The 25197-nt window shown below is 66.0% G+C and carries 19 protein-coding genes and 1 riboswitch; of the genes, 8 read left to right on the forward strand and 11 right to left on the reverse strand.

Features of this window, described 5'->3' with window-relative positions; all coding sequences use genetic code 11:
• The first annotated feature begins 16 nt into the window (after positions 1–16).
• Positions 17–1000: an NAD-dependent epimerase/dehydratase family protein gene (locus tag CTR55_RS21155; RefSeq protein ID WP_296289062.1), complete on the forward strand. Its 984-nt coding sequence runs from the start codon at positions 17–19 to the stop codon at positions 998–1000.
• Between the two features lie 170 nt (positions 1001–1170).
• Here CTR55_RS21155 and CTR55_RS21160 read toward each other — a convergent pair whose 3' ends face one another.
• From CTR55_RS21160 to CTR55_RS21185, 6 genes are all read right to left on the reverse strand, one after another.
• Positions 1171–1614 carry a ketosteroid isomerase-related protein gene (locus CTR55_RS21160; protein WP_296289064.1) on the reverse strand — a complete coding sequence of 148 codons (444 nt, stop codon included), beginning with the start codon at positions 1612–1614 and terminating at the stop codon, positions 1171–1173.
• Positions 1615–1714: 100 nt separating this feature from the next.
• A complete protein-coding gene (locus CTR55_RS21165; RefSeq protein ID WP_296289066.1) occupies positions 1715–2296 on the reverse strand; it encodes a TMEM165/GDT1 family protein in 582 nt (193 codons plus the stop codon).
• A 3-nt stretch (positions 2297–2299) separates the two neighbouring features.
• Positions 2300–2505: riboswitch (yybP-ykoY riboswitch) on the reverse strand.
• Between the two features lie 44 nt (positions 2506–2549).
• Complete coding sequence (locus CTR55_RS21170; RefSeq protein WP_296289375.1) at positions 2550–4007, reverse strand: amino acid permease; 1458 nt, start codon at positions 4005–4007, stop codon at positions 2550–2552.
• A gap of 119 nt (positions 4008–4126) precedes the next feature.
• Complete coding sequence (locus CTR55_RS21175) at positions 4127–5128, reverse strand: class I SAM-dependent methyltransferase (RefSeq protein WP_296289068.1); 1002 nt, start codon at positions 5126–5128, stop codon at positions 4127–4129.
• A 53-nt stretch (positions 5129–5181) separates the two neighbouring features.
• Complete coding sequence (locus CTR55_RS21180) at positions 5182–5946, reverse strand: DUF1835 domain-containing protein (protein WP_296289069.1); 765 nt, start codon at positions 5944–5946, stop codon at positions 5182–5184.
• Positions 5943–6908: a 2-hydroxyacid dehydrogenase gene (locus CTR55_RS21185; RefSeq protein ID WP_296289070.1), complete on the reverse strand. Its 966-nt coding sequence runs from the start codon at positions 6906–6908 to the stop codon at positions 5943–5945. Before CTR55_RS21185 ends, CTR55_RS21180 begins: the two co-directional genes overlap by 4 nt.
• A 220-nt stretch (positions 6909–7128) precedes the next feature.
• Here CTR55_RS21185 and CTR55_RS21190 point away from each other — a divergent pair, with 220 nt between their 5' ends.
• Complete coding sequence (locus tag CTR55_RS21190) at positions 7129–8625, forward strand: DUF1266 domain-containing protein (protein ID WP_296289071.1); 1497 nt, start codon at positions 7129–7131, stop codon at positions 8623–8625.
• Between the two features lie 29 nt (positions 8626–8654).
• The gene (locus CTR55_RS21195) at positions 8655–9284 is read left to right on the forward strand and encodes a LysE family transporter (RefSeq protein WP_296289073.1); all 630 of its coding nucleotides are present in this window, start codon (positions 8655–8657) and stop codon (positions 9282–9284) included.
• Between the two features lie 39 nt (positions 9285–9323).
• Here the strand turns inward: CTR55_RS21195 and CTR55_RS21200 are convergent, their stop codons facing one another.
• The 4 genes from CTR55_RS21200 to CTR55_RS21215 all read right to left on the reverse strand — a co-directional run bounded on the left by CTR55_RS21200 (position 9324) and on the right by CTR55_RS21215 (position 14477).
• The gene (locus tag CTR55_RS21200) at positions 9324–10574 is read right to left on the reverse strand and encodes a cytochrome c (protein WP_296289074.1); all 1251 of its coding nucleotides are present in this window, start codon (positions 10572–10574) and stop codon (positions 9324–9326) included.
• An 11-nt stretch (positions 10575–10585) separates the two neighbouring features.
• The gene (locus CTR55_RS21205; RefSeq protein ID WP_296289076.1) at positions 10586–12364 is read right to left on the reverse strand and encodes a GMC family oxidoreductase; all 1779 of its coding nucleotides are present in this window, start codon (positions 12362–12364) and stop codon (positions 10586–10588) included.
• Positions 12365–12368: 4 nt separating this feature from the next.
• On the reverse strand, positions 12369–13121 hold the full coding sequence (locus tag CTR55_RS21210; RefSeq protein WP_296289078.1) for a gluconate 2-dehydrogenase subunit 3 family protein: 753 nt from the start codon (positions 13119–13121) through the stop codon (positions 12369–12371).
• Between the two features lie 180 nt (positions 13122–13301).
• Positions 13302–14477: an acetyl-CoA C-acyltransferase gene (locus CTR55_RS21215; RefSeq protein WP_296289079.1), complete on the reverse strand. Its 1176-nt coding sequence runs from the start codon at positions 14475–14477 to the stop codon at positions 13302–13304.
• A 210-nt stretch (positions 14478–14687) separates the two neighbouring features.
• Here CTR55_RS21215 and CTR55_RS21220 point away from each other — a divergent pair, with 210 nt between their 5' ends.
• The 4 genes from CTR55_RS21220 to CTR55_RS21235 all read left to right on the forward strand — a co-directional run bounded on the left by CTR55_RS21220 (position 14688) and on the right by CTR55_RS21235 (position 22994).
• Entirely contained in the window at positions 14688–16370 is a 1683-nt protein-coding gene (locus tag CTR55_RS21220) for a fatty acid--CoA ligase (protein WP_296289081.1), read from the forward strand.
• 207 nt (positions 16371–16577) lie between these two features.
• Positions 16578–18500: a DUF1302 domain-containing protein gene (locus CTR55_RS21225; RefSeq protein WP_296289083.1), complete on the forward strand. Its 1923-nt coding sequence runs from the start codon at positions 16578–16580 to the stop codon at positions 18498–18500.
• A gap of 168 nt (positions 18501–18668) precedes the next feature.
• Entirely contained in the window at positions 18669–20036 is a 1368-nt protein-coding gene (locus CTR55_RS21230; protein WP_296289085.1) for a DUF1329 domain-containing protein, read from the forward strand.
• Positions 20037–20270: 234 nt separating this feature from the next.
• On the forward strand, positions 20271–22994 hold the full coding sequence (locus CTR55_RS21235) for a LuxR C-terminal-related transcriptional regulator (protein ID WP_296289087.1): 2724 nt from the start codon (positions 20271–20273) through the stop codon (positions 22992–22994).
• A gap of 208 nt (positions 22995–23202) precedes the next feature.
• Here the strand turns inward: CTR55_RS21235 and CTR55_RS21240 are convergent, their stop codons facing one another.
• Positions 23203–24075 carry a hypothetical protein gene (locus CTR55_RS21240; RefSeq protein ID WP_296289088.1) on the reverse strand — a complete coding sequence of 291 codons (873 nt, stop codon included), beginning with the start codon at positions 24073–24075 and terminating at the stop codon, positions 23203–23205.
• A 163-nt stretch (positions 24076–24238) separates the two neighbouring features.
• Between CTR55_RS21240 and CTR55_RS21245 the strand changes: the two genes are divergently transcribed.
• Entirely contained in the window at positions 24239–25177 is a 939-nt protein-coding gene (locus CTR55_RS21245) for an alpha/beta hydrolase (protein ID WP_296289089.1), read from the forward strand.
• The last annotated feature ends 20 nt before the right edge of the window (positions 25178–25197 follow it).

Consider the following 25197-nt stretch of genomic DNA (forward strand, 5'->3'; position numbering starts at 1 on the left):
TGAACAGGGAGCACCCGTGAAAATCGCTGTACTCGGAGCCACCGGGCTCCTGGGCCACCATGCCGCCCGCGCGATCAAGGCGGCCGGCCACCAGTTGGTGCTGATCCACCGACCCTCGTCGCAGATCCAGCGCCTGGCCTACCTCGAGCCTGAGTGCCGGGTAGCCGAACTCTTCGATCACCAGGGTATGGCCCGCGCGCTGAGCGGGCTGGACGCGGTGATCTTCAGTGCCGGTTATTACCCGGTGCGTCCGCGTCGCTGGCAGGAGGAAGTCGCCAGCGCGCTGGACCTGACCAACCATTTCTATGCCGCCTGCCTGCAGGCGAAAGTGCCGCGCATCCTCTACGTCGGCTCGGCCTTTGCCATGCCCCTGCACCCGCAGGGGCTGCCGGGGCACGAAGGGTTGTTCTACGAGGGGTTGCCCACCGGCAAGAGCGCCTACGTGATGTGCAAATGGGCGCTGGACGAACAGGCCCGCGAGCAGGCCCGTGGCGGGTTGCCGGTGGTCATCGGGATTCCCGGCATGGTGCTGGGCGAGTTGGACATCGGCCCGACCACCGGGCGCCTGATCACCGCCATCGGCCGGGACGAGATGCTGCATTACGTGCCGGGCCGGCGGAACGTCATCGATGCTTCCGAGGCCGGGCGAGGTTTGCTCAAGGCCCTGGAGCGCGGGCGGGTAGGCGAGCGATACCTGCTCACCGGGCACAACATCGAGATGGCGGAGCTGACCTCCACTATCGCCCGTTTGCTGGGCAAGCCGTCGCCGACGCCCATGCCGCTGCACCGTGCCCGCGCGCTGGCGACCCTGGGCCGCTGGCGCTACCGCCTGACCGGCAAGATGCCGCTGCTGGACGACACCGCCATCGAGGTCATGGCTGGCGGGCAGTTCCTCGACGGCCGCAAGGCGCGTGAGGAGCTGGGCTTCGAATCGCATGTGCCGTTGCAGGATACGCTGGAGCGGGCCATTTCCTGGTTCCACGCCAACGACTACCTCTGATCTCGGTGTGCCCTTGTAGGAGCGAGCAAGCTCGCGAACAGGGGCCGCGCGGAGCTGTGCGGGTTCGCGAGCAAGCTCGCTCCTACAAGAGCTGTATGTCGTTGTGCGTAAGGTGGTAGCGGATAAAAAAGCCCGGCGGATGCCGGGCTTTCTCGTTCATAGGTGCGGAGTCAGGGCAACGCCTTCTCGGCAAGGGGCCGGTTGGGCAGGCCCATCTGTGCGCGGAAGCTTTCCATGTCGAACAGCGTGCACAACTCCTGCACCTGGTGCTGGCTGTTGAACACCCAGAAGCCCATGGCCGAGATACTGACGATGCGGTCGCTGACCGGATAACCCAGCACCGGGCGGGCGATGCTGCCCATCAGCGTGCTCCAGGTGAAGACCTTGTTGCCCTCGCGGATGCATTCCTCCACCGCCACTTCCAGGTCTTCCATGCCACTGCGGATCTCCTCCACCAGCGCCCGGTAGCCGGCGTTGTCCAGCGGCTGGGCGGTGAAGGCGCTCTTGTAGATGAAGTCCGGGCTGTGCAGTTGCTCGACCAGCGCCAGGTGTCCCTTGTTCCAGGCCAGGTCAATGTGGTGGCGGGCGACTTTCTTCAGGTCTTTTTCCGGCATGGCGACATCCTTTGTCGTGGGAGGCGGAAACGCCACTGTGTATCGCGGGCGACACACAGGCATTGGCCGGCGCGCCAGCCTCCCGACGAAAAGTGGCCGGTCAGAGCACTCCGGAGAGTTTCAGTGCGTGCCAGATCGCAGCCAGGCCGAGGACGGCAAAGGCGGCGGCGGCCAGGCGGCGGATCAGGTTCAGCGGCAGGCGTTCGGCGGCGAAGTTGCCGGCCAGTACCACCGGTACGTTGGCGATCAGCATGCCCAGGGTGGTGCCGATGACCACCAGCCAGAAATGCGGGTACTGCGCGGCCAGCATGACGGTCGCGACCTGGGTCTTGTCACCCATTTCGGCAAGGAAGAAAGCGATCAGGGTGGTGAGGAACGGGCCGAATTTCTTCAGCGAGCCTTCTTCGTCGTCATCCAGCTTGTCCGGAATCAGGGTCCAGCCGGCGACGGCCAGGAAGCACACGGCCAGCACCCAGCTCAGGGTGGCTTCGGAGAAGAAGCTGGCGACCCAGCTGCCGACGGCGCCAGCGGCGAAGTGGTTGGCCAGGGTGGCGGCGATGATCCCGGCGATGATCGGCCAGGGCTTGCGGAAGCGCGCGGCCAGGACGAGGGCGAGCAGTTGCGTCTTGTCGCCGATTTCCGCGAGGGCAACGATCAGGGTGGGGACGAAGAGGGATTCCATCGGATTTCCTAAGGGGCGGGTCGACTAATCACCATGACACGCGCCACCTGCCCGCCCCGGGTCAGGTTGCTCGTGTCATAGGTCTTGTCAAACCCCGGCCTGAACGCTGCAGGCCTGGATCGTACGCGCCATGGTCTGCGGACCAAGTGTGTTGACGCGTACCGGGCGAGCAGGGCGCTCGCGGGAGACTACTCCCCTAGGACGGGGCGCATTCTGCCCAAGTCCCGGAGGTTGGGCAAGCCTGCGCGTCGGATCAATCGCGCGTGGGGCGAATGTCCATGTCCTCGTAGCGGATGAAGCGGGTGCCGTTCTTGAAGCGGTAGCCCAGCCAGATCACCAGGAACAGCGGGATGGTGATGTAGGTGGCGACCAGCCCGGCCCAGTCCACCTGCTCGCCGACGAAGGCCTGGTAGTTCTGCCCCAGGGTGATGACCAGGCAGAGGACGAAGGCGAACAGCGGGCCGAAGGGGAACCACTTGGCACGGTAGGGCAGGTCGCTGAGGTTGCCGCCCTGCAGGACGAAGCCCTTTCGGAAGCGGTAGTGCGACACGGCGATGCCCAGCCAGACGATGAAGCCGCACATGCCCGAGGCGTTGAGCAGCCAGGTGTAGACGGTCTTGTCGCCGATGAAGCTGGTGAGGAAGCACAGCGCGCCGATCAGCGTGGTGGCGTAGAGGGCGTAGCGTGGCACGCCGCTCTCGGACACCTGGGTGAACAGACGCGGCGCCTTGCCCTGGGTGGCCATGGTGTAGAGCATCCGGGTGGACGCGTACATGCCCGAATTGCCGGCCGAGAGGATCGCCGAGAGGATCACCGCGTTCATCACGCCAGCCGCGGCGGCCAGGCCCGCGCGCTCGAACAGCAGGGTAAAGGGCGAGGTGCTGATGTCGCTGCTGTCGGTCTTGAGCAGGTTCGGATCGGTGTAGGGGATCAGCATGCCGATGACGAAGATCGACAGGATGTAGAACATCAGGATTCGCCAGAACACCTGGCGGATGGCGATGGGAATGGACTTCTGCGGGTTCTCCGACTCGCCCGCGGCGACGCCGATCAACTCGGTGCCCTGGAACGAGAAGCCGGCGATCATCGCCACCCCGATCATCGCCTGCAGGCCGCCGACGAAGGGCGCGTCACCGGTGGTGAAATTGCTGAAACCGGGGCTGTCGATGCCGTGCATGATGCCGATGATGCTGGCCAGGCCGATGCCGATGAAGATCACCACGGCCACCACCTTGATCAGCGCGAACCAGAATTCGCTCTCGCCAAAACCCTTCACCGAGAAGAAGTTGAGCATGAACATGATGCCGAGGAAGCCGGCGCTCCAGTACATGCCGGAGACTTCCGGGAACCAGAACTTCATCACCAGCTGCGCCGCCACCAGCTCGGCGGCGATGGTCACCGCCCAGTTGTACCAGTAGTTCCATCCCATGGCGAAACCGAAGCCATCGTCGATGAAACGGCTGCCATAAGTGCAGAACGAGCCGGAATCGGGGATGTACGCCGCCAGCTCGCCGAGGCTGGTCATGAGGAAGAACACCATCAACCCGATCAGCGCATAGGCCAGCAGCGCGCCGCCGGGGCCTGCGGTGGCGATGGTGCTGCCGGAGGCGACGAACAGGCCGGTGCCGATGGAGCCGCCGATGGCGATCATGTTCAGGTGACGCGGCTTGAGGGAGCGCTTCAGATGCTGCGGCTTCTCCTTCGGCCCCATGGCGAAAGTCAGTTCGACGTCATCTCTAATTCTTCGGTTCACGGGTGTCCTCGATATTTCAGGGCGAGCGGCGATGCGCCGATCCAGCGGGCTGCGTGGAGTGTAGTGCGAGCCTTGGATCAGCGCCGGGCGCTGTAGATTCGGAAGCCGTCGGCCTCGGCCAGAGTGCGACAGGGGCCCAGGTGCTGTTCGATCAGCGGCGGGTACTTCAGGAAGCTGTTGGCCACCAGGCGCAGCTCGCCGCCGGACGCCAGATGGCGGGCCGACTCGCGCAGCAGGTGTTCGGTGGCGGCGTAGCTGGTGTGCACGCCCTGGTGGAAGGGCGGGTTACTGACGATGGCGGCGAGGTCTTCCGGCGCGGCATCGATGCCGTCGCCGGCGATCACTTCGCCTTCGAGGCCATTGGCGGCCAGGGTCAGACGGCTGCTCTCGACGGCGAAGGCATCGACGTCCAGCAGGGTCAGGCGGCTCAGTGGATAACGGCGCTTGAGGGTGGCACCGAGTACGCCGGCGCCGCAGCCGAAGTCCAGCACGTGGCCGGTTGGCAGCTTGTCCAGGTGTTCCAGCAGCAGCGCGCTGCCACGGTCCAGGCGGCCATGGCTGAATACGCCGGGCAGGGTGATGACCTGCAGCGGGCCGTCGGCCAGCGGCAGTTCATAGTGTTGCGCGAGGGCATGCAGGTCGGGCACAGCCGGCGCGCCGTCGATGTGCGTGTGCCACAGCTGGCAGTGGCGGGCGCTGTCCAGCTTGCTGGCGCGACCGAACTCACCGAGCTGCTTGCTGGCGCGTTCGACGCCAGCGCGTTTCTCGCCGACCAGGTACAGCTCGCCGCCCGGTACGCAGCTGGCCAGCGCGGCGAGCAGGTAATCGGTCAGTTCGCGGGACTTGGGCAGGAACAGCACGGCGGCGTCGAAGCTGCCCTCGGGTGGTGTGACGCCGAACTGGCAGCGGCCGGGATAGCGGGCTTCGAGCTGGCGGGCAATGCCTGCGTGCCAGCTCCAGCCCTGGGCCTGCGGGAGGTCGCCGAGCAGGGCGTCGGCGGGCAGGCCGGCGAGCAGGACGCGGCCCTGGAAGCGCTCGATCTGGCGCAGCAGCACTTCACTGGTGGGGGCGTTGGACATGCGGCCTCCTGACAAAAAAGGGCGCGAGTTTAGCAGGGCTGCCGTGGCCGAGCCTAGGCGAGCCGCACCTCGGCGTTCTTCCAGAAGTCGTCGCCACGCAGTTCCAGCACCCCGGCCGCGACTTGTTCGCGCAGGCGCCAGGCGGCCAGCAGGTCGCTGACGAACAGGCCGTCGACATAGGCCATGGTCGGGCCGATCACCGACTGCACTGGGCGCCAGGACGTGCTGACGCTGTCCAGCAGGATGTGGTCGATGTGCGTGTAGCCGGTTCCGCTCAGTTGACCGTCCAGCCACAGGCGCAGTTCGGCGTTGTCGGCCAGCGCGCGCTGCCAGTCTTCGCCCAGACGCTGGCGCTCGGCGGCGTCCAGCTCGTGGCTGGCGGCCAGGGCATTGGCCAGTTCGACGGGTTTGAGCATGGCGATGGCGTGGCGGTCCTCGCAGCGGCATTGGCCACTGCCGGCGCCGACGCTGCGCAAGGCGACGTTGGCCGGCAGCAGGGCGCAGACGCGCCGCAGCAGCAGTTGCTCGCTGGCGCTGTCGCCATGCCAGAGGGTGACGGTGCTGACATCCGGACCGTGCAGCCAGTTCACCTCGGTGGCCATCTCGATGGCGATTTCCCGGTCGCGCAGGGCCTCACCGCCCAACTCATGCCAGAACGCGGCACGTTGCCGGCAGGGCGGGTTGTCCACATCGTCCAACGGGCCGACGGCCAGGTCGTCGGGCATCACGCGGATTTTCTTCTCGGTCAGTACGCCCGCTTCCACCGCCCGGCGCAGGGCATCGGCGGCACCGTCGCCGCAAACCAGATGCAGGCTCATGGCGCCACCACCCGGCGCGGCTCGCCGGCGAAGAAACCGGCGGCGTTCTCGCTCAACTGGCCGACGATGCGCTGCCGGGCCTCGCGGCTGCCCCAGGCGCTGTGCGGGGTAAGGATGAAGCGCGGGATGTCGCCGGCCAACAGCGGGTTGCCGTCCTTGGGCGGCTCGACGCTGAGCACGTCGAAGGCTGCGCCACCCAAGTGACCGCGGCGCAGGGTGTCGGCCAGCGCCTGCTCGTCGACCAGCCCACCGCGAGCGGTGTTGATCAGGAAGGCGCCGGGTTTCATCAGGTCCAGTTGGCGCTGGCCGATCAGGTGGCGCGTGGCGTCGGTCAGTGGGCAGTGCAGGGTCAGGGCATCCACTTGCGGCAGCAGTTCATCCAGCGCCAGGCGGTCGGCGCGGGCGGGGCGGCCGGGCAGGGCGCCGAGCAGCACACGCATGCCGAAGGCTTCGGCGAGCTTCGCCACCGCGCCGCCCAGTTCGCCGTGGCCGAGCAGGCCGAGGGTCTTGCCCTCCAGCTCGACGATGGGGAAGTCCAGCAGGCAGAACTGCGGCGCCTGCTGCCAGCGCCCGGCGCGGATTGCCGCCTGGTAATCCGGCAGTCGGGTGGCCAGGGCAAGCAGCAGCATCAGCGTGTGCTGGGCCACCGACGGGGTGCCGTAGCCCTGGCAGTTGCTTACGGTCACGCCGTGCTGGCGCGCGGCGTCGAGGTCGACATTGTTGGTGCCGGTGGCGGCCACCAGGATCAGCTTGAGATCCGGGCACTGTTCGAACACCTCGGCGCCGATGCGCACCTTGTTGCTGATTGCCACCTGTGCGCCCTGCAGTCGCTCGGCGACCTGCTGCGTATCGCTGCGCCCGTGCAGGACCAGTTCGCCAAACGGCGCGCGCAGCGGCGTGAGGTCGAGGTCACCGAGGTCGAGGGAGGCATGGTCGAGGAAGACGGCGCGAGCAGGATTCATGGGCGATGACACCTTGGGCGGAAGGGCGGAATGAAGGGGATTCTCGGCAGAACCGTCGCCGTGGACAACCCTGGCTTCCCGCGAGCACTCGGCCTGGGATGCCTGCACTGATGGTAGATGTTTGCGTGAAAAGTCTGACAGACGTTTCGGGTTTCCCTCATCTGCCGTGCCGAGCCGGCTTCGTAGAGTGCCCTCATCGAAAACCTTGAGGTGACTTGCGATGATCGGTTGGATTCTCTCCGGCCTCACGGCCATCCGGGCGCTTGGCATGCGCGTGGGGTTGCGTGGCGACGTGCGCATTCACGGCCCGCGGGCACGGCGACGCAGGTCGGTCGTCTCGGCTGGCCCGGAGCCCTTGCTGTGCTTCGGCTTGCTGATGGCGGCCGGTAATGGGCCGGTGTCGAGCTCGCTGCTCCGTGAGCCTTCAGAAGGCGCTACGCCGCTGGTGGACGAGTTGGCCGAGTGCTGGGGTATCCGCGACGCCCGCACGGCCCGCAGCACCCTGCAGGGCATGCTGCTCGAAGCCCACGGGCAACAGCTCGACGGCGATTTCAAGCGCCTGCAGCGCAACGAATCCAGCGCCTTCGATGGCGAGCAACGGCTGCGCTGGCAACGGGCCAAACAGGCCTGGCTCAAGGCTGGCCTGGTGTTGCCTGGCGAGCTGTCCATGGCGGCCCACGAGTATGAATGCATCGCCTGGCTGGCCAGACGCTGCCATGCCTGTGGATATCTCACTGAAGCCGAGGCCTGGCTGGCCCTGGCCTGGGTTGCCGAGGCGGCGATCCGCACCTTCGCCGACTGGCAGGCCTACGCAGCTTCCTTCGTGCTCGGGCAGGCCACCCTGCTGCGCGATGGGCAGCAGACTGCGCTGGCCATCCGCGCCTTCAAGGAGCTTGTCGGCAGTGGGAAGGGCGCCGAAGCCTCGGCGGGCCTGTGGCAGAAGTATCCGCTGGCCGGCATCCGCGTGGCCGAGGTAGTCCTGCAGTGGGAGCACGTCATCGAGATGACGGGCCTTCCCTCCCGGCAAACCTTGCTCGCCTTCGGGGCGCTGATCGCCACCAGTGGTGGCGCACGTGCGGATACGCTGGCGCTCGCCCCCCATGAGCACGAGCTGAATCGGCTCTGGCTGGCCGAACACTGGCGCGCAACCGACCGTGATCAGGTCGTCCAGCGCCTGGACTGGCTGCTCAATGACGGTAGCCGAGGGAAGTTGGACGCGATGCTGGAGCGGTTTGGCGGTGCTGCCGGCGATCCCGAGCAGGCCGCTGGGCCGGTGGTGCGCCGTGTGCGCTTCGACCAGGCCCGCCGGGCGTTGCTCAAGGCCGGGCACGATCCGGAGTCGATCGACGAGTGTCGTACGCTGCTGGCCTATGACCTGGAGCGTGCGGCCTTTGGTGCGCGGCTGGCATACAGCGCCGGGCTGCTCGACGAGGACCATCTGTGGAATGCCCTGCGTCACATGGCCCGGCAAGCCCGCGCGGCGTTCGATTGCTGGGAGCAGTACCTGATCTCGGTGAGCCTCGGTCATGCCTTGGCCAACGAGGATTGGGAGGCCGGCAAGCGCCTGATCCGCAGCGGCATGGAACTGCTCGACGGCATCACCCCGTTCGCCGAGTTCCCTTCGCCCTGGCAGGCTTGCCCGCTGGCGTTGTTGCCGATCCTCCACCCTGTGGCGCCCGTCGCTTGTCGAGCCCCTGGCGATTCGTATAGAACCTAGGGCTTTCTCGACCAAGGTTCGGAGGCGCGATGTACTGGGCGGAATTTCTCACGGTGGCGTTCATTCACCTGCTGGCGGTGGCCAGCCCCGGCCCGGATTTCGCCGTGGTGGTGCGCGAGAGCGTGGCCCACGGTCGTCGTGCTGGTACCTGGACGGCTTTGGGCGTGGGCAGTGCGATCTTCCTGCACGTGACCTACTCGCTGCTGGGCATCGGCCTGATCGTGTCGCAGTCCATCGTGCTGTTCAATGCGCTGAAATGGCTGGCGGCGGCCTATCTGCTGTACATCGGCATCAAGGCGTTGCGGGCGCGCCCGGCCGACCCGGCGGCGGCCGAGTCCGTTGCCGCACCGGTCGCTCGCAGCGCGCGCGGCGCCTATGTCGCCGGTTTCATCACCAATGGCCTGAACCCCAAGGCCACGCTGTTCTTCCTCTCGCTGTTCACCGTGGTGATCAACCCGCATACGCCTTTGCTGGTGCAGGCCGGCTACGGCGTGTACCTGGCTTGTGCCACTGCTGCCTGGTTCTGCCTGGTGGCGTTGCTGTTCAGCCAGCAACGCGTGCGGGCCGGTTTCGCCCGCATGGGCCACTGGTTCGATCGGATGATGGGCGTGGTGCTGGTGGGGCTGGGGATCAAGCTGGCCTTTACCGAACTGCGCTGATCCGGCGGAAAGAGGGCGCCTTGCGGCGCCCAGGATGGCTTACTTCAAGGCCCGGATGCGCGCCACCGCATCGGCGCTTACCGGCGCAGCCCGGTAACCCCAGGCGGAGCGCAGGAAGCTGGTCAGTTCCGCCACCTGGCCATCGCTCAGCCGCCAACCGAACGCCGGCATGCTCAGTCCCGTGGGCGCGCGCTGGGTGATCGGCATGCTGGAGCCGTCGAGGATAATGCGGATCAGCGAGTCGGGGCTGGCGCCTACCACCGCCGAGTTGCCCGCCAGGCGCGGGAAGGTGCTCCGGTAGCCACGACCATCGCTGCGGTGGCAGGCGGCGCAGTTGTCCAGGTAAAGCTCCTCGCCGACGCTCGTCGGTTTGCCTTCGACCAGGTTCGCAGTGGTGGTGTCGTTGCCCACGCTGGCGACCTCGCGCCCGACGGAGAGCGACTTCAGGTAGACCGCCACGGCCTTGAGGTCTGCATCGTCGAAGTGCTGGGTGCTGTGCGCCACCGCTTCGCCCATCGGCCCGAAGGCAGCGGTATGGGGATTGCGCCCGGCCTTGAGGAACTCCACCAGATCGGCTTCGGACCAGCCCTGCAGGCTGCTGTCGGTGACGCCGGCGAGGTCGGCGGCGTACCAGCCGGCCAGCTTGGCGCCGCTGAGGTAGTCCGCTCCGGTCTGGTCCAGGGCCTTTTCCTGGAAGGCGATGCCACGCGGCGTATGGCAGGTGCCGCAATGACCCAGGCCCTGTACCAGGTAGGCGCCACGATTCCACTCGGCGGTCTGGGCGGCCACTGGCTGGTAGGGTTTGGCCTCGGTGAACAGGGCGTTCCAGATACCCAGCGGCCAGCGCATGTTCAGTGGCCAGGAAATCGCCGCGGCGCGGTTCTCGGTGGGGTCGGCCAGTACGCCGTGCTTGAAGTAGGCGTAGAGGTCGCTGACGTCCTGGTCAGTCAGCCGTGAGAAGGAGGGATAGGGCATCGCCGGGTAGAGGTGCCGCCCGTCAGCGGCGATGCCCTTGCGCAGGGCATCGCCGAACTGTTCCAGCGAGTAGCTGCCGATGCCGTTGCGACTATCGGGGGTGATGTTGGTGGAGTACATCGCGCCCAGTGGCGATTGCAGCGCCAGGCCGCCGGCGAAGGGACGCTTCGGGTTGACGGTATGGCAGGCCGCGCAGTCGCCCAGTTGGGAAAGATAGCGGCCGCGCGCGATGGCGGCGTCGAGGTCTTCGGCAGCGTCGGCCTGGGCCGATTCCATGGCCAGCAGGAGGGCCAGCGAAAGCAGTACGGATTTCATGGCGTCTCTCCTCAGGCGGATACCAGCGGGCCGGGGTTCTTCAGGTAGTGCTGGCGGATGGCGTTGGCCGCCCAGTAAGCCAGCGCGCCGACGATGCCGGTGGGGTTGTAGGCCATGTTCTGCGGGAAGGCGCTGGCGCCCAGGACGAACAGGTTCGGCACGTCCCAGCTCTGCAGGTACTTGTTCACCACGCTCTGCCCGGCGTGCTCGCCCATGATCGCGCCACCGGTGGTATGGGTGCTCTGGTAGACGCGCCAGTCGAACCGCGACCCCGGCTTGGGGCCGCTGGCGATGCTATGCCTGGGGTTGAGCACGCGGGCGATTTCCTCCATGCGCTGGACCATGAACTGCGCCTGCAGAATGTCGTTCTGCTTCCAGTCGAAGGTCATGCGCAGCATCGGCAGGCCGTGTTCGTCGGTGTAGCGGGGGTCCAGGTCGAGGTAGCAGTCGCGGTAGGCCATGCTCGAGCCTTCGGCATGCAGGCCCATGTTGTGGTTGTAGTTGTCCTTGATCGCCTGCTTCCAGCCGCTGCCCCAGGCCGGTGCGGTGTCCGGCAGGACCATCTGCTGGATCGGCCGCCCGCCGCTGGTGGAGGAGGACAGGTAAGCGCCGCCGACGAAGCCGTTGGGCTGGCTGAAGAAGGCCTCGTTGTTGAAGTCGTCCAGGCAGGTGAAGCCGGAGCCGGCGCCGACGAAGGGGTTGAAGTGCTTGTCCTGATCGAAGAACAGGTTCACCGCGGAGTTGGTCTGGTAGGCGTAGTTCTTGCCGACCACACCGGTGCCGCTGATGGGGTCGTAGGGCTTGCCGATCTTCGAGAGCAGCAGCAGGCGCACGTTGTGTAACTGGAAGGCGCTGAGGATCACCAGGTCCGCCGGTTGCTCGACCTCACGACCCTGGGCGTCGATGTAGGTGACGCCGGTGGCCTTGCGCCCAATGGAGTCGGTGTTGATGCGGATGACCTTGGACTGGGTGCGCAGCTCGAAATTCGGCTGGGAGAGCAGCACCGGGAGAATGGTCGATTGCGGCGAGGCCTTGGAGTAGTTGAAGCAGCCGAAGCGCTCGCAGTAGCCGCAGTAGTTGCAGGGGCCCATCTGCACGCCGTAGGGGTTGGTGTAGGGCTCGGTGCAGTTGGACGCGGGGCAGGAGAAGGCGCTCAGGCCCAGCTCCTTGCCGGCCTGGGTCAGCAGTTCGCCGGCATACAGCGTCTTCATCGGCGCAGTGGGGTAGGGATTCTGCCGTGGCGCCTCGAACGGGTTGCCGCCGGCGATCTTCTGGCCGCGCAGGTTACCGGCCTGGCCGGCGGTGCCGCAGACCTTCTCGAAGTGATCGAACCAGGGCTCGAGTTCGTCGTAGGTGATCCCCCAGTCCTGGATCGTCATGCCTTCGGGAATGGCATTGGCGCCGTGGCGCTCCAGGGTGTTGCTGCGCAACTGCAGGTCATAGGGCTGCATGCGCCAGTGCTGGCCGTTCCAGTGCACGCCGGCGCCGCCCACGCCGTTGCCGGGCAGGAAGGCGCCCAGCCGGCGATAGGGCACGGCCTGGTCGCCGGGAGTGTGGCGGATGGTGAGGGACTCTTTCGCGAGGTTCTGGAACAGCTTGTAGCGGATACCGTAGGTCAGTTCGTCGGCCATGCGCGGGTAGGCGAAGTCGGGGGCCGTGTTGCGCATTTCCCCGCGCTCCAGCGCGACCACCTTGAGGCCGGCTTCGGTGAGTTCGCGGGACATGATCGAGCCGGTCCAGCCCATCCCGATGACCACGGCGTCGACGGGTGCCATCTTCAGTGCGCTCATGGGCTCAGCTCCTGCGCCCGGCGATGTTCACCGGGCCTTGGGGGTAGGGGACGTTGGGGCGCGAGGCCCAGTCGGTGAAGTCGGCGCGGGCGCCGGGGAAGCCGATCAGCCTCCACGACGCCATGGTCTTGTTGCCGCCATGGATGGGGTCGCTGAGCCAGCCTTCGCGGGTGTTCTGCAGCAGTTGCTGGAAGAACATCGGGCCGGGGCAGTCGTCGCCCAGCGCCAGTTCGCCTTTCTCCAGCTGGCCGAACAGGGTTTCCTGCTGGGCCGCTTCGAGTTCGTGGAAGTGCTTGCCGGAGAACTGCTGCTGGCAGTGAGCGTTGAGAGCAGCGATGCCCTTGCGATAGATGTCGCGGGGCGCCAGCAGGCTCTGGAAGCCCAGTTCCGGCGCTGCCGGCAGCGCGGGGCCCTTCAGGTACCAGAGGCCGCCGTGGCCGTAGAGGGTTTCCATCTGCCGGTCGATGAACTCCGGCACGCCTTCGGCAACCGCACCGGGGCCGTTGTCGTCGCTGGGAATCAAACGGTCGCAGGCCGCCAGCAGGAACAGCCATTCCACCTCGGTGAAGTACAGCGGTACGTAGCTGCCGCCGCCGGCAGGCTGGGGATTGCTCGCCGCGCCGGGAGTAGCCTCGGCGGCGGCGCTGTCGACGATCAGGCTGGCGCCGCCCAGCAGGGTCACGGCGGGGATGAGGGTGAGGGTGCTTTTCAGGAAGCGACGACGAGCAGGCTCGTCATCGTTGAAGTCGTGGGGCATGGGAAGACGCTCTCAAAAGAAGAGAGAGCCCATGCTAGAGAGCCTGGCGTACGGGCCTTGCCCCCCAGGTTCGGAAGTGACGTAGGGAATTTTCCGGGCTTTCAGGTGACGAACCGGCGCATTCGGCCCAAAGCAAAAAGGGGCGCCCCGAGGCGCCCCTTTTCCTGAACGGGTCGAGGATCAGACCAGTTCGATCGCTACCGCAGTGGCTTCGCCGCCGCCGATGCACAGCGAGGCTACGCCGCGCTTGCCGCCCTTGCGTTGCAGGGCGTTGATCAGGGTGACGATGATCCGCGAGCCGGTGGAGCCGACCGGGTGGCCCTGGGCGCAGGCGCCGCCGTAGACGTTGACCTTGGCGTGGTCCAGGCCGTGTTCGCGCATGGCGAGCATGGTGACCATGGCGAAGGCTTCGTTGATCTCGAACAGATCGACGTCGTCCTTGCTCCAGCCCGCTTTCTTGAACAGGTTGGTCATGGCGCCGATCGGGGCCAGGGTGAACTCGGCCGGATCCTGGCTCTGGGTGGCGTGGGCGACGATCTTCGCCAGCGGCTTCAGGCCACGGCGGGCGGCTTCTTCAGCGGTCATCAGGACCAGCGCGGAGGCGCCGTCGGAGATGGAGCTGGCGTTGGCCGCGGTGATGGTGCCGTCCTTGCGGAAGGCCGGGCGCAGGCCGGGGATCTTGTCCAGGTTGGCGGTGAGCGGCTGCTCGTCGTCCTTCACCACGGTCTCGCCCTTGCGGGTGGTGACGGTGACCGGGACGATTTCCGAGGCCAGCGAACCGTCCTTGATGGCGGCCTGGGCGCGCTTGAGCGACTCGATGGCGTAGGCGTCCATCTCCTCGCGGGTGACGCCGTACTGGTCGGCGGTTTCCTGGGCGAAGGAGCCCATCAGGCGGCCGGTGCGGGCGTCTTCCAGGCCGTCGAGGAACATGTGGTCCTTGATCTCGCCGTGGCCCATGCGCAGGCCGGTGCGGGCTTTCTCGATCACGTAGGGAGCGTTGGACATGCTTTCCATGCCGCCGGCGACCATCACGCTGTTGCTGCCGGCCTTGAGCAGGTCATGGGCCAGCATCACGGCCTTCATGCCCGAGCCGCAGAGCTTGTTGATGGTGGTGCAGCCGGTGGCGGCGGGCAGGCCGGCGTTCAGCGCCGCCTGGCGGGCCGGGCCCTGTTTCAGGCCGGCGGGCAGCACGTTGCCCATGATCACTTCCTGCACGTCCTCGGGCTGGATACCGGCACGGGCAATGGCTTCGCGGATGGCGACGGCGCCCAGCTCCACGGCGGGAACGCCGGACAGGCTGCCCTGGAAGCCGCCCATGGGAGTACGGGCGCCGCTGACGATGACGATCTCGGACATGAAACTAACCTCTTCGCTCTTGTTGTGATGCGCTATCGGGTATCGGTCGTGAACGACCGGGCGTCAGGATTCTACCGCGTGACTGGATAAGGCCAAAGAGTCATCGGCAAATCACTCTTTTGACTGATGAATGGACACTCGGAGGCCTCTAGAGTCGGTCCCATCCTGATGAGACTCAACTCGAAATCCAGCCTTGAGAGTGCGTACCCCATGCTGAAGACCCGTGTCATCCCTGCCGCGCAGAACGCCTACCAGTACCCGTTGTTGATCAAGAGCCTGCTGCTGTCAGGCAGCCGTTACGAAAAGGGCAGGGAGATCGTCTACCGCGACAGCGTGCGTTACAGCTATGCCACCTTCAACGAGCGCGTCGCGCGGCTGGCCAACGTGCTCACCGAGGCCGGCGTGAAGGCCGGTGACACCGTGGCGGTGATGGACTGGGACAGCCACCGCTACCTGGAGTGCATGTTCGCCATCCCGATGATCGGCGCGGTGCTGCACACCATCAATATCCGCCTCTCGCCGGACCAGATCCTCTACACCATGAACCACGCGGACGACCGCTTCGTGCTGGTCAACAGCGAGTTCGCCGCGCTTTACCAGGGCATCGCCGGGCAATTGACCACGGTGGAAAAGACCCTGCTGATCACCGACGGGGCGGACAAGAGTTGCACACTGCCCAACTGCGTCGGCGAGTACGAGACTCTGCTGGCCGCCGCCAGCCCGCGCTACGCCTTTCCCGACTTCGACGAGAATTCGGTGGCGACCACCTTCTACACCACCGGCACCACCGGTAACCCCAAGGGTGTGTACTTCACCCACCGCCAATTGGTGCTGCACACCCTGGCCATGGCCGCGACCATCGGCAGCCTGGACAGCATCCGCCTGATGGGCACCGACGACGTCTACATGCCGATCACCCCGATGTTCCACGTCCACGCCTGGGGTGTGCCGTACGTGGCGACCATGCTCGGGGTCAAGCAGGTGTATCCCGGCCGTTACGAGCCGGAGCTGCTGTGCAAGCTGATCCGCGAGGAGAAGGTGACCTTCTCCCACTGCGTGCCGACCATTCTGCAGATGATGCTCAACGCCGCCGGCGCCAAGGACCACGACTTCGGCGGGCTGAAGATCATCATCGGCGGCAGTGCGCTGAACCATGCGCTGTATGACGCCGCCAAGGCGCGCGGCATCCAGCTCACCGCCGCCTATGGCATGTCCGAGACCTGCCCGCTGATTTCCTGTGGCTACCTCAACCAGGAGCTGCGCGCCGGCAGCGAGGACGAGCGCACTACCTACCGCATCAAGGCTGGCGTGCCGGTGCCGCTGGTGGAGGCGGCGATCATGGACGAACACGGCCAGTTCCACCCGGCGGACGGTGAGTCCCAGGGCGAACTGGTGCTGCGCGCGCCCTGGCTGACCCAGGGCTACTTCCGTGAGCCGGAAAAGGGCGAGGAGCTCTGGGCGGGCGGCTGGATGCACACCGGCGACGTGGCGACCCTGGACGGCATGGGTTTCATCGACATCCGCGACCGTATCAAGGACGTGATCAAGACTGGCGGCGAGTGGCTGTCGTCGCTGGAGCTGGAAGACCTCATCAGCCGCCACCCGGCGGTGCGCGAGGTGGCGGTGGTCGGCGTGCCCGATCCGCAGTGGGGCGAACGGCCGTTCGCCCTGCTGGTGCTGCGCGATGGCCTGGCGCTGGACGCCAAGGGGCTGCGCGAGCACCTCAAGCCTTTCGTCGAGCAGGGCAACATCAACAAGTGGGCGATTCCCTCGCAGATCGCCGTTGTTACTGAAGTTCCCAAGACCAGCGTCGGCAAGCTCGACAAGAAGCGTATCCGGGTAGACATCGCCCAATGGCAGGAGGCCGGCAGCGCCTTCCTCTCCACGGTGTGACCGACGACCGGCCAGTCACGGTTTTCGGGCGCCGTGCCAAGCAAGCGCTTGGCACGGCGCAGCCCAGTGGTGACGCCGGCTCAGGGCCTGCGCAAGCGTCTAGTCAGGGCCTTTGTAAGACAAATCACACTTTCGAGCGATCTAGCACCTTAGGACGCTGGATATAGTCGCCACTACTCATAACAAAAAACACATGGAGTAGCGTCGATGAAAACCATGCAACATATCTGGCGCCTGGCGCGGTTACCGCTGGCCGTCAGCCTGGCTTCTTCACTGGCGGCTCCCGCTTCCGCTGTCAGCTTCAACATCGGGGAAATCGAAGGTTCGTTCGACTCGACGCTGTCCGTGGGGGCCAGCTGGTCGACCGAGAATCCGAACAGCAATCTCATCGGCGTGAACAACGGCGGCAAGGGCCTGTCCCAGACCTCCGACGATGGCCACCTGAACTACAAGGCCGGCAAGACCTTCTCGAAGATCTTCAAGGGCATCCACGACCTCGAACTCAAGTACGGCGACACCGGCGTCTTCGTGCGCGGCAAGTACTGGTACGACTTCGAACAGAAGGACGAGAACACCGAGTTCAAACCGCTCAGCGATCACAATCGCAAGGAAGCCGCCCAGGCCTCCGGTGGTGAAATTCTCGACGCCTTCATCTACCACAACTACAACATCGCCGATCTGCCGGGCACCGTGCGCCTGGGCAAGCAGGTGGTGAACTGGGGCGAGAGCACCTTCATCCAGAACGGTATCAGCGTGATCAACCCGTTCGACGTGACCGCCTTCCGCCGCCCGGGCTCCGAGATCAAGGAAGCGCTGGTGCCGGTGAACATGTTCTATCTGTCGCAGAACCTCACCGAGAACCTCTCCGCCGAAGGCTTTTACCAGCTCGAATGGGACCAGACCGCAGTCGACAACTGCGGCACCTTCTTCTCCCAGCCCGACGTAGTGGCTGACGGCTGCACCCAGAACCTGGCGGTGCTGACCAACAACCAGGGCTCGATCAACACCCTGAACTCCCTGCTTGGCCCGAGCCTGGCCCTGACGCCGTCGCCGTGGGATGAAGGCATCGTGGTGCGGCGCGGTCCGGACCGTGACGCCCGCGACAGCGGCCAGTACGGCTTCTCCCTGAAGTACTTCGCCGACAGCCTGAACACCGAGTTCGGCGGCTACTACATGAACTATCACAGCCGCCTGCCGATCTTCAGCGGCCGTGGCGCCGACGCCTCCAAGGTCACCCAGATCAACCAGTTGATCACCAACATCGCGGCGATCAGCCCGTCTCTGGCGGCCCAGGCCGGCGCGGCGGCGATGGCGGGCAACTCCAGCTACTTCATCGAGTACCCCGAAGACATCCGCCTGTATGGCCTGAGCTTCTCCACCACGCTGCCCACCGGCACTGCCTGGCAGGGCGAGATCAGCTACCGGCCGAACGCTCCGGTACAGCTGAACACCACCGACATCCTGTATTCCGGCCTGGACCCGGTCTCCATCGGCGGCAACCATGTCTACAACAACGCCTCGGTGCTCAACGGCAACGCCGGCGAGGACCTGCATGGCTACCGCCGCAAGGAAGTCACCCAGCTGCAGACCACCTTCACCCACTTCTTCGATCAGGTCATGGGCGCCGAGCGTCTGACCCTGGTGGGCGAAGTGGGCTGGACCCACGTCGGCGGCCTGGAAAGCCAGAACAAGGCGCGCTACGGCCGTGACCCGGTCTTCGGCCCCGGCCCGCTGAACGGCAGCCTTAACGGCCGCCCGACTTGCGAGGCGCTCAACATCTCCACCCTGGGCACCGCCAACGCCAACAACGTCAGCCGCAACTGCGAAAGCGAGGGCTTCACCACCGCCGACTCGTGGGGCTACCGCGCCCGCGCGATCTGGGACTACAACGACGTGTTCGCCGGGGTGAACCTCAAGCCCAACGTGGCCTGGTCCCACGACGTGGACGGCTACTCCCCCGGCCCTGGCGGCAACTTCGAGGAAGGCCGCAAGGCAGTCAGCCTGGGGGTCGATGCCGATTACCTGAACACCTACACCGCCAGCCTTGCCTACACCAACTACTTCGACGGCAAGTACACCACCGTCGATGACCGCGACTTCGTCAGCTTGAGCTTCGGGGTGACTTTCTAAGCCGGCCGTTCAACCGGTAACCGGCCCGCTCCCGCGGCGGGCCATCCACGCGGCCGGGTAGCCCGGCCGCGCGGGGCAGCAGACAAGACCCGCGATCCATTCATTCAGGGGCATCCCTGCAGGAGTGGCCAACGCGGTGGGCAAAGACTCAACGAGGACAATAAACGAATGAGAACAACAAAGATCCTGCTGCACACGGGCGCCCTGGCGCTCAGCCTCATCGCCTCCCAGGTGATGGCGGCCGTCTCTGCCGACGAAGCGGCCAAGCTCGGCTCCACCCTGACCCCGATGGGCGCGGAAAAGGCCGGCAACGCCGACGGTACCATTCCGGCCTGGACCGGTGGCCTGCCCAAGAATGCCGGCACTGCTGACAGCAAGGGCTTCCTCAGCGACCCGTTCGCCAGCGAGAAGCCGCTGTTCACCATCACCGCGCAGAACATGGACCAGTACAAGGCCAAGCTGACCCCCGGCCAGCAGGCGATGTTCAAGCGCTACCCCGACACCTACAAGATGCCGGTGTACACCACGCACCGCACCGCCACCGTGCCGGATAACGTGCTGGAGGCGACCAAGAAGAACGCCACCAGCACCAAGCTGCTGCAGGGCGGCAACGGCCTGGAGAACTTCCAGGTGGCCAACCCCTTCCCGATTCCGAAGGACGGCCTGGAAGTCATCTGGAACCACATCACCCGCTACCGCGGCGGCCATGTGCGCCGTCTGGTGACTCAGGCCACCCCGCAGGTCAACGGTTCCTACTCGCTGGTGTACTTCCAGGACGAGTTCGTCTTCCGTACCGACCTGAAGGACTACGACGCCAGCAAGCCGAGCAACGTGCTGTTCTACTTCAAGCAACGCGTCACCGCCCCGGCACGCCTGGCCGGTAACGTGCTGCTGGTGCACGAGACCCTCGACCAGGTGAAGGAACCGCGCCTGGCGTGGCTCTACAACGCCGGTCAGCGCCGCGTACGCCGCGCCCCGCAGGTGTCCTACGATGGCCCGGGTACCGCCGCCGACGGCCTGCGTACCTCCGACAACCTGGACATGTACAACGGTGCGCCGGACCGCTACGACTGGAAACTGGTGGGCAAGCAGGAGCTGTACATCCCGTACAACAACTACAAGATGGATGATCCGAAGCTCAAGTATGCGGACATCATCAAGCCCGGCCACCTGAACCAGGACCTGAGCCGCTACGAGCTGCACCGCGTGTGGCATGTGACCGCCACCCTGAAACCGGGCGAGCGCCACATCTACGCCAAGCGTGACTTCTTCATCGACGAGGACACCTGGCAGGCCGTGGAAATCGACCACTACGACGGTCGTGGCACCCTGTGGCGCGTGGCCGAGGCCTTCAACCAGTACTACTACAACTACCAGGTACCGTGGTACACCGCGGAAACCCTGTATGACCTGCTGTCCGGCCGCTACCTGGTGCTGGGTCTGAAGAACGAGGAGAAATCCGCCTACGACTTCAACTACAGTGCTTCGGAAAGCGACTTCACCCCGGCAGCGCTTCGCCAGGAAGGCGTGCGCTGATCCCCCGATCCCCACGGGTGGTTCCGCGGTGAGAAAAGACCGGCCTTCGGGCCGGTTTTTTTATGGGGAATCATCTGTCAGATGAATGGAGGTCGGAATGTCGGATGCCTTCCAGTCATCTTGTGAGCAAAGGTAACAAAATCGGCTTCAAATCCCGCCCGCGAGGGGCTAGGCTCCGTCCACAGTGTGATCCCCGTCGACATAGCGATAAGAGCTAGAGCAAGAGCCAGGCCAATGACCGACTTCTCGACTCTGCCAAGACTGACCGATATTCCCCCCACTGCGGGCAACCGGTTCTTCCGGCCGCCGCTGCCGCATGGCCATGTCGCCCGTTCGCGCTTGTGCGAGCGGATGGCAGCAGGGCTGGAGGGACGGCTGATCCTGGTGTCTGCGCCGGCGGGGTTCGGCAAGAGTTCCCTCGCCATCGAGTTCTGCCAGACCCTGGAAGGCCACTGGCGCAGTCTGTGGCTGGGGCTCAGTGCCAGGGACAGCGATCCGGGGCGTTTCCTTGAACGCCTGCTCGATGGCTTGCGCCTGCATTTCCCCACGCTCGGTGATGAAGCCCTGGCCCTGCTGAAGATGCGCCAGCGCCACCAGCCCTTCGCCTTCGAAGCCTGGCTCGACGACCTGCTCGATGAGCTGGTGGACAGCTTGTCCGCCGAACGCCCGCTGCTGCTGGTGCTCGACGACTACCACCTGGCCCAGGGCGCGGTGCTCGACCGCTGCCTGCAGTTCCTCCTCAATCACCAGCCCGCTGGCCTGGTCGTGCTGGTCACCAGCCGCCAGCGTCCGGACTGGCACCTCGCGCGCCTGCGCCTGTCGCGGCAGCTATTGGAATTCACCGAGCAGGACCTGCGCCTGACCGTCGAGGAAACCGCGCAGCTGGTCTCGGCCAACGGCGCGCAACTGGACGACAACGCCCTGGACAACCTGGTCGAGCGCAGCGAAGGTTGGATCGCCGGGCTGCGCCTGTGGTTGCTGGCCCATGGCGACGAACTGGCGGCCAACGTGCCGGACCTGTCGGTGCATGGCGCCGAGGAGCTGATCCGCGACTATCTCCTGGAAGAGGTGATCGACAAGCAGTCTCCGGAGGTCCAGATATTCCTGGCCCAGACTGCGCGCTTCGAACGCTTCTCCGCCGAACTCTGCGATGCGCTGCGTGACGCGCACGACAGCGCCTCCATCCTGCGCCACCTGCAGCAGCATCAGGTGTTCCTCGTGCCGCTGGACGAGCAGGGCCAGTGGTTCCGCTATCACCACCTGTTTTCCGACCTGCTGCTGGCGCGCCCGCTGCCAGGCTCCGGGCCTTCGGCGGCGGCGCTGCACCTGCGCGCCTGCCGCTGGTTCAGTGCCCAGGGCCTGTTCGATGACGCGGTGGAGCAGGCCCTGCGCGCCGGCCACCCGGAAGTGGCGGCGAGCCTGGTGCAAAGTCTTTCCGAGGAACAACTGCTGGCCGAGCAGAACGTCGCCACGCTGCTGCGCTGGAAGATGGACCTGCCCGACAGCCTGCTGGCCAGCACACCGCGCCTGATCGTGCTGTACAGCTGGGCGCTGGCGCTGGCCTGCCAGCTGGATGCGGCCGAGGAACTGGCCGCGCAGCTGTCGCGCTTCCTGCCCGCCGCCGATGCCACTACCCAGCGTGACCTGCTCGCCCAATGGCAGGCCCTGGAGGGTGTGATCGCCCGCGGCCGCGGCGAGATCGACGCGGCCGAGCGGCACTGCGAGGAAGCCATGCACGGCCTTGGCCCGGAGCGCTTCGGCCCGCGCCTGCTGTGCCTGTCGACCCTGAGCAACCTGGCCATTGTGCGCGACGACCTGTGGCGAGCTCGTAGCTTGAACCGAGAGGCGCTGGAGTTGGCGCAACGCTTCGGCAACCCGCTGTTCGAAGCCATGGTGCATTACGACCGCGCCCGCGTTCTGCAAGCGCGTGGCGAAGTGCTGCGCGCCGAAGACGAGGTGCGGCAAGGGGTGGCGCGGCTGTCCAGCCTGTCATCCCAGCGTCGTTACGCCGTGCGTGGCCGGCTGATGCTCTACCAGGGCTACCTGCGCAGCCTGGCGCTGCAGCCGGACGAGGCGCGCAAATGCCTCAAGGCCGGCATCGAGGAAGCCCGCGCCTGCCGCGACATCAGCCTGGTGATCGGTTTCTGCGTGCTGGCCAGCCTGGAAGGGCGGCTGGGCAACTACGCTCGCGCTTTCGCCCACCTCGCCGAGGTCGAGCGGATGATGCATGTGTGGGACGTGCCGCCGGTCTACTACCTGTCGGCTATCACCCTGATCAAATGCGAACTCTGGCTCGGCCAGGGCCAGGTCGAGCTGGCCACTGTCTGGCTGGAGCGCCTGCGTGACACCTACACCGGCGACGAGCCGGCTACCCCGCCGGAATGTTCGCCGCAGCTGCCGCGCAACGTGGAGATGCTGCAGTCCCAGCTGGAGCGGCGCGAAGGCCGCATGGCCGAGGCCGAGGCCCGGTTGCGCGCTGTGGCCAGCGGCGCCCTGCAAGGTGGGGCGCAGTTGCAGGCGCGCTTTGCCCAGGGCCAACTGGTCGCCCTGCTGCTGCAGGAGGGTCGCGAGCGTGAGGCCTCCTTCGAGCTGGGCGAGTGCCTGAGTGGCCTGGCCGTCGGGCTGCTGGTTCCTCTGCATGAAGTGCTGTTGCAGCATCCGGAATGGTTGCGCGAACAACTGGCTGTGCGGGCTACTTCGCCGGCCATCGAGGCCTTGCGCGAACGTTTGCCGGCGTTACCGGAACGTGGGGCGGCGCTCACCGACTGCCTCAGCGGGCGCGAGCTGGCGGTGCTGGAGCTGATCGCCCAGGGCTGCTCCAACCAGGAAATCAGCGAGCGCCTGTTCATCTCCCTGCACACCGTGAAGAGCCACGCCCGCCACATCAATGACAAGCTCGGCGTGGAGCGCCGCACCCAGGCGGTGGCGCGGGCGAAGGAGCTGGGGTTGTTGCGTTAGGGGCGATTCCTCTGCCTGGGCTTCCCCTCACCCTAACCCTCTCCCAATGGGAGAGGGGACTGATCGGAGCAGGGAGTGGCCAAGGCATCAGCCGGGGCGGACGGCCCCCTCTCCCTCTGGGAGAGGGCTGGGGTGAGGGGGCCGAGCCGTAGGCTCCGATGCTGGGCTGATCTTCATCTATCTGAATAGCGATCCGCTGGCACCAGCCTCACATCCCCTTCTTCTTCTCCACCTCCGCCGGCGCACTCAAATCCAGTCCCTTGGGCGCCGGTTGCCCCTTCGCCGGAGCGGCCAGTTGCTGCTGCACATCCGCCTGGATCGCCTGCAGCACCGGCAACAGGTCGCGCATGTTCTCGCGCACTTCCGGGTAGGCATGTTTCTGCGCCAGTTCATCCACGCGCATCAACAGTTGCACGCGCACTTCCGGCGGCAGGTGGATGAAGAGCTCGGGCAACTGCTTGGCCAGTTCGGCGCTGTAGAGCACCAGGTCCTGGCGGTCGAACTGGGCGGTGAGGCCGAGGTAGTCCAGCGCGCTGCTGGTGAGCATCGAGGCGGCGGCCTTGGCTTCCTGCATGCCCTGCAGGCGCACCGGGTTGCGCTGCTCGCTCTGCGCCAGGGTCATCCAGAATTCCACCGTCAGGTTGAACAGGATCGCCTGTTCGCGCAGCGAGTAACTCATCAGGCCCAGCGCCTCGGCGCCATACGGCTGCTTGGCGGCGCGGAAGTTGAAGTACAGGCGCATCAGCTCCTTGAGCTTGAACAGCACCTCGCGCGCCTCGTTCTGCCGCAGCTCCAGCGGGGCGTAGATGTTCAGCTGCGGGCGGAAGTTCTCCTCGCTGACCATGCGCTGATAGATCGGCCCGGTGAACTCGCCGCTGCGCCGGGGCAGGCCGTTGACCTGGGTCTCGTCGATCTTCTTCAGCGCGTCGATCAGCACCTGATAGTCGGCGCTGGTCCAGGTGCGCTGGATGTCGGGAATCTTCTGGCCCAGGTAATACAGGTCGGCGGACAGGGCAGGGCGGCACAGGAGCAGCAACAGCGCGGCCAGCGGCCACAGCGAACGGCGAATGAGGATCGGCACGAACGGGCTTTCCTTGCACGAGGGCGGGTCGGGCTAGGTTAGCGAGGTGTAACGCCGGCGTCATCCCGTGGCGAGCCTCGACACTACCTAGGTTGGGCGCGTCGGCGCAGGCGCTGTGGTGTGATCACTGTTCGAGAACAACAAGCACGGGAGTCACTCGTCCATGACCGCCACCCTGTCTCTGCAACCGCCGTTGGCCGAGGGCCTGGCCCGCTATGGCTTCGGCCCCCTGCCATTGGCCGCGCTGAAGGCACGCTACGCTTCGGCCGAGTCCGGCTCGAAGTTCATTCACGTCGACGGCTTCGATGTCCATTACCGCGACGAAGGCAGCCCGGACAAGCCGGTGCTGGTACTCGTTCACGGCGTGATGGCTTCGCTGCACACCTGGGACGGCTGGGTCACCGAGCTGTCCCGGCACTTCCGCATCATCCGCCTCGACGTGCCCGGCTTCGGCCTCACCGGCGGCGGCCAGGACCGCGAGTACGACGGCGAGCGCCTGGTGAGGGCGTTCGGTATGTTCCTCGATCGCCTCGACCTCAAGCACGTGTCCATCGCCGGTAACTCCCTGGGCGGCTATATCGCCTGGAACTACGCGCTGGCCAATGCCCACCGCGTCGAGCGGCTGATCCTGATCGACCCGGCCGGCTACTACATGCAGAAAGTCCCGCTGATGATCGCCAGTGCGGTGCTGCCCGGCGCCGGCATCATGATGCCGATGTGGATGCCGCGTGCGCTGGTGGCGCAGGGCATCAAGGAAGTCTACGGCGATGCGCGCAAGATCAAGCCGGGGGTGATCGACCGCTACTACGACATCAGCCGTCGACCGGGTAACCGCCGCGCGATGATCGACATCTTCCGCGTGCTGGTGAAGGCCAACCGCGAGGAACTGCCCACCACCCCGAATCGCGTCGCCGCCTTGAAAGTGCCGACGATGCTGATGTGGGGCGAGCGCGACCGCTGGATCTCGCCGCGCCATGTGCCGATGTGGCAGCGCGACGTGCCAGGGATCGAGGTGAAGGTCTATCCAGGCGTGGGGCATATCCCGATGGAAGAAATCCCCGAGGAATCGGCGGCGGATGCGCTGCGTTTCCTGCATGCCTGAATCTTGATCGCTCGATGAAA

The organism is Pseudomonas sp., assembly GCF_002796985.1.
Lineage (GTDB): Bacteria > Pseudomonadota > Gammaproteobacteria > Pseudomonadales > Pseudomonadaceae > Pseudomonas.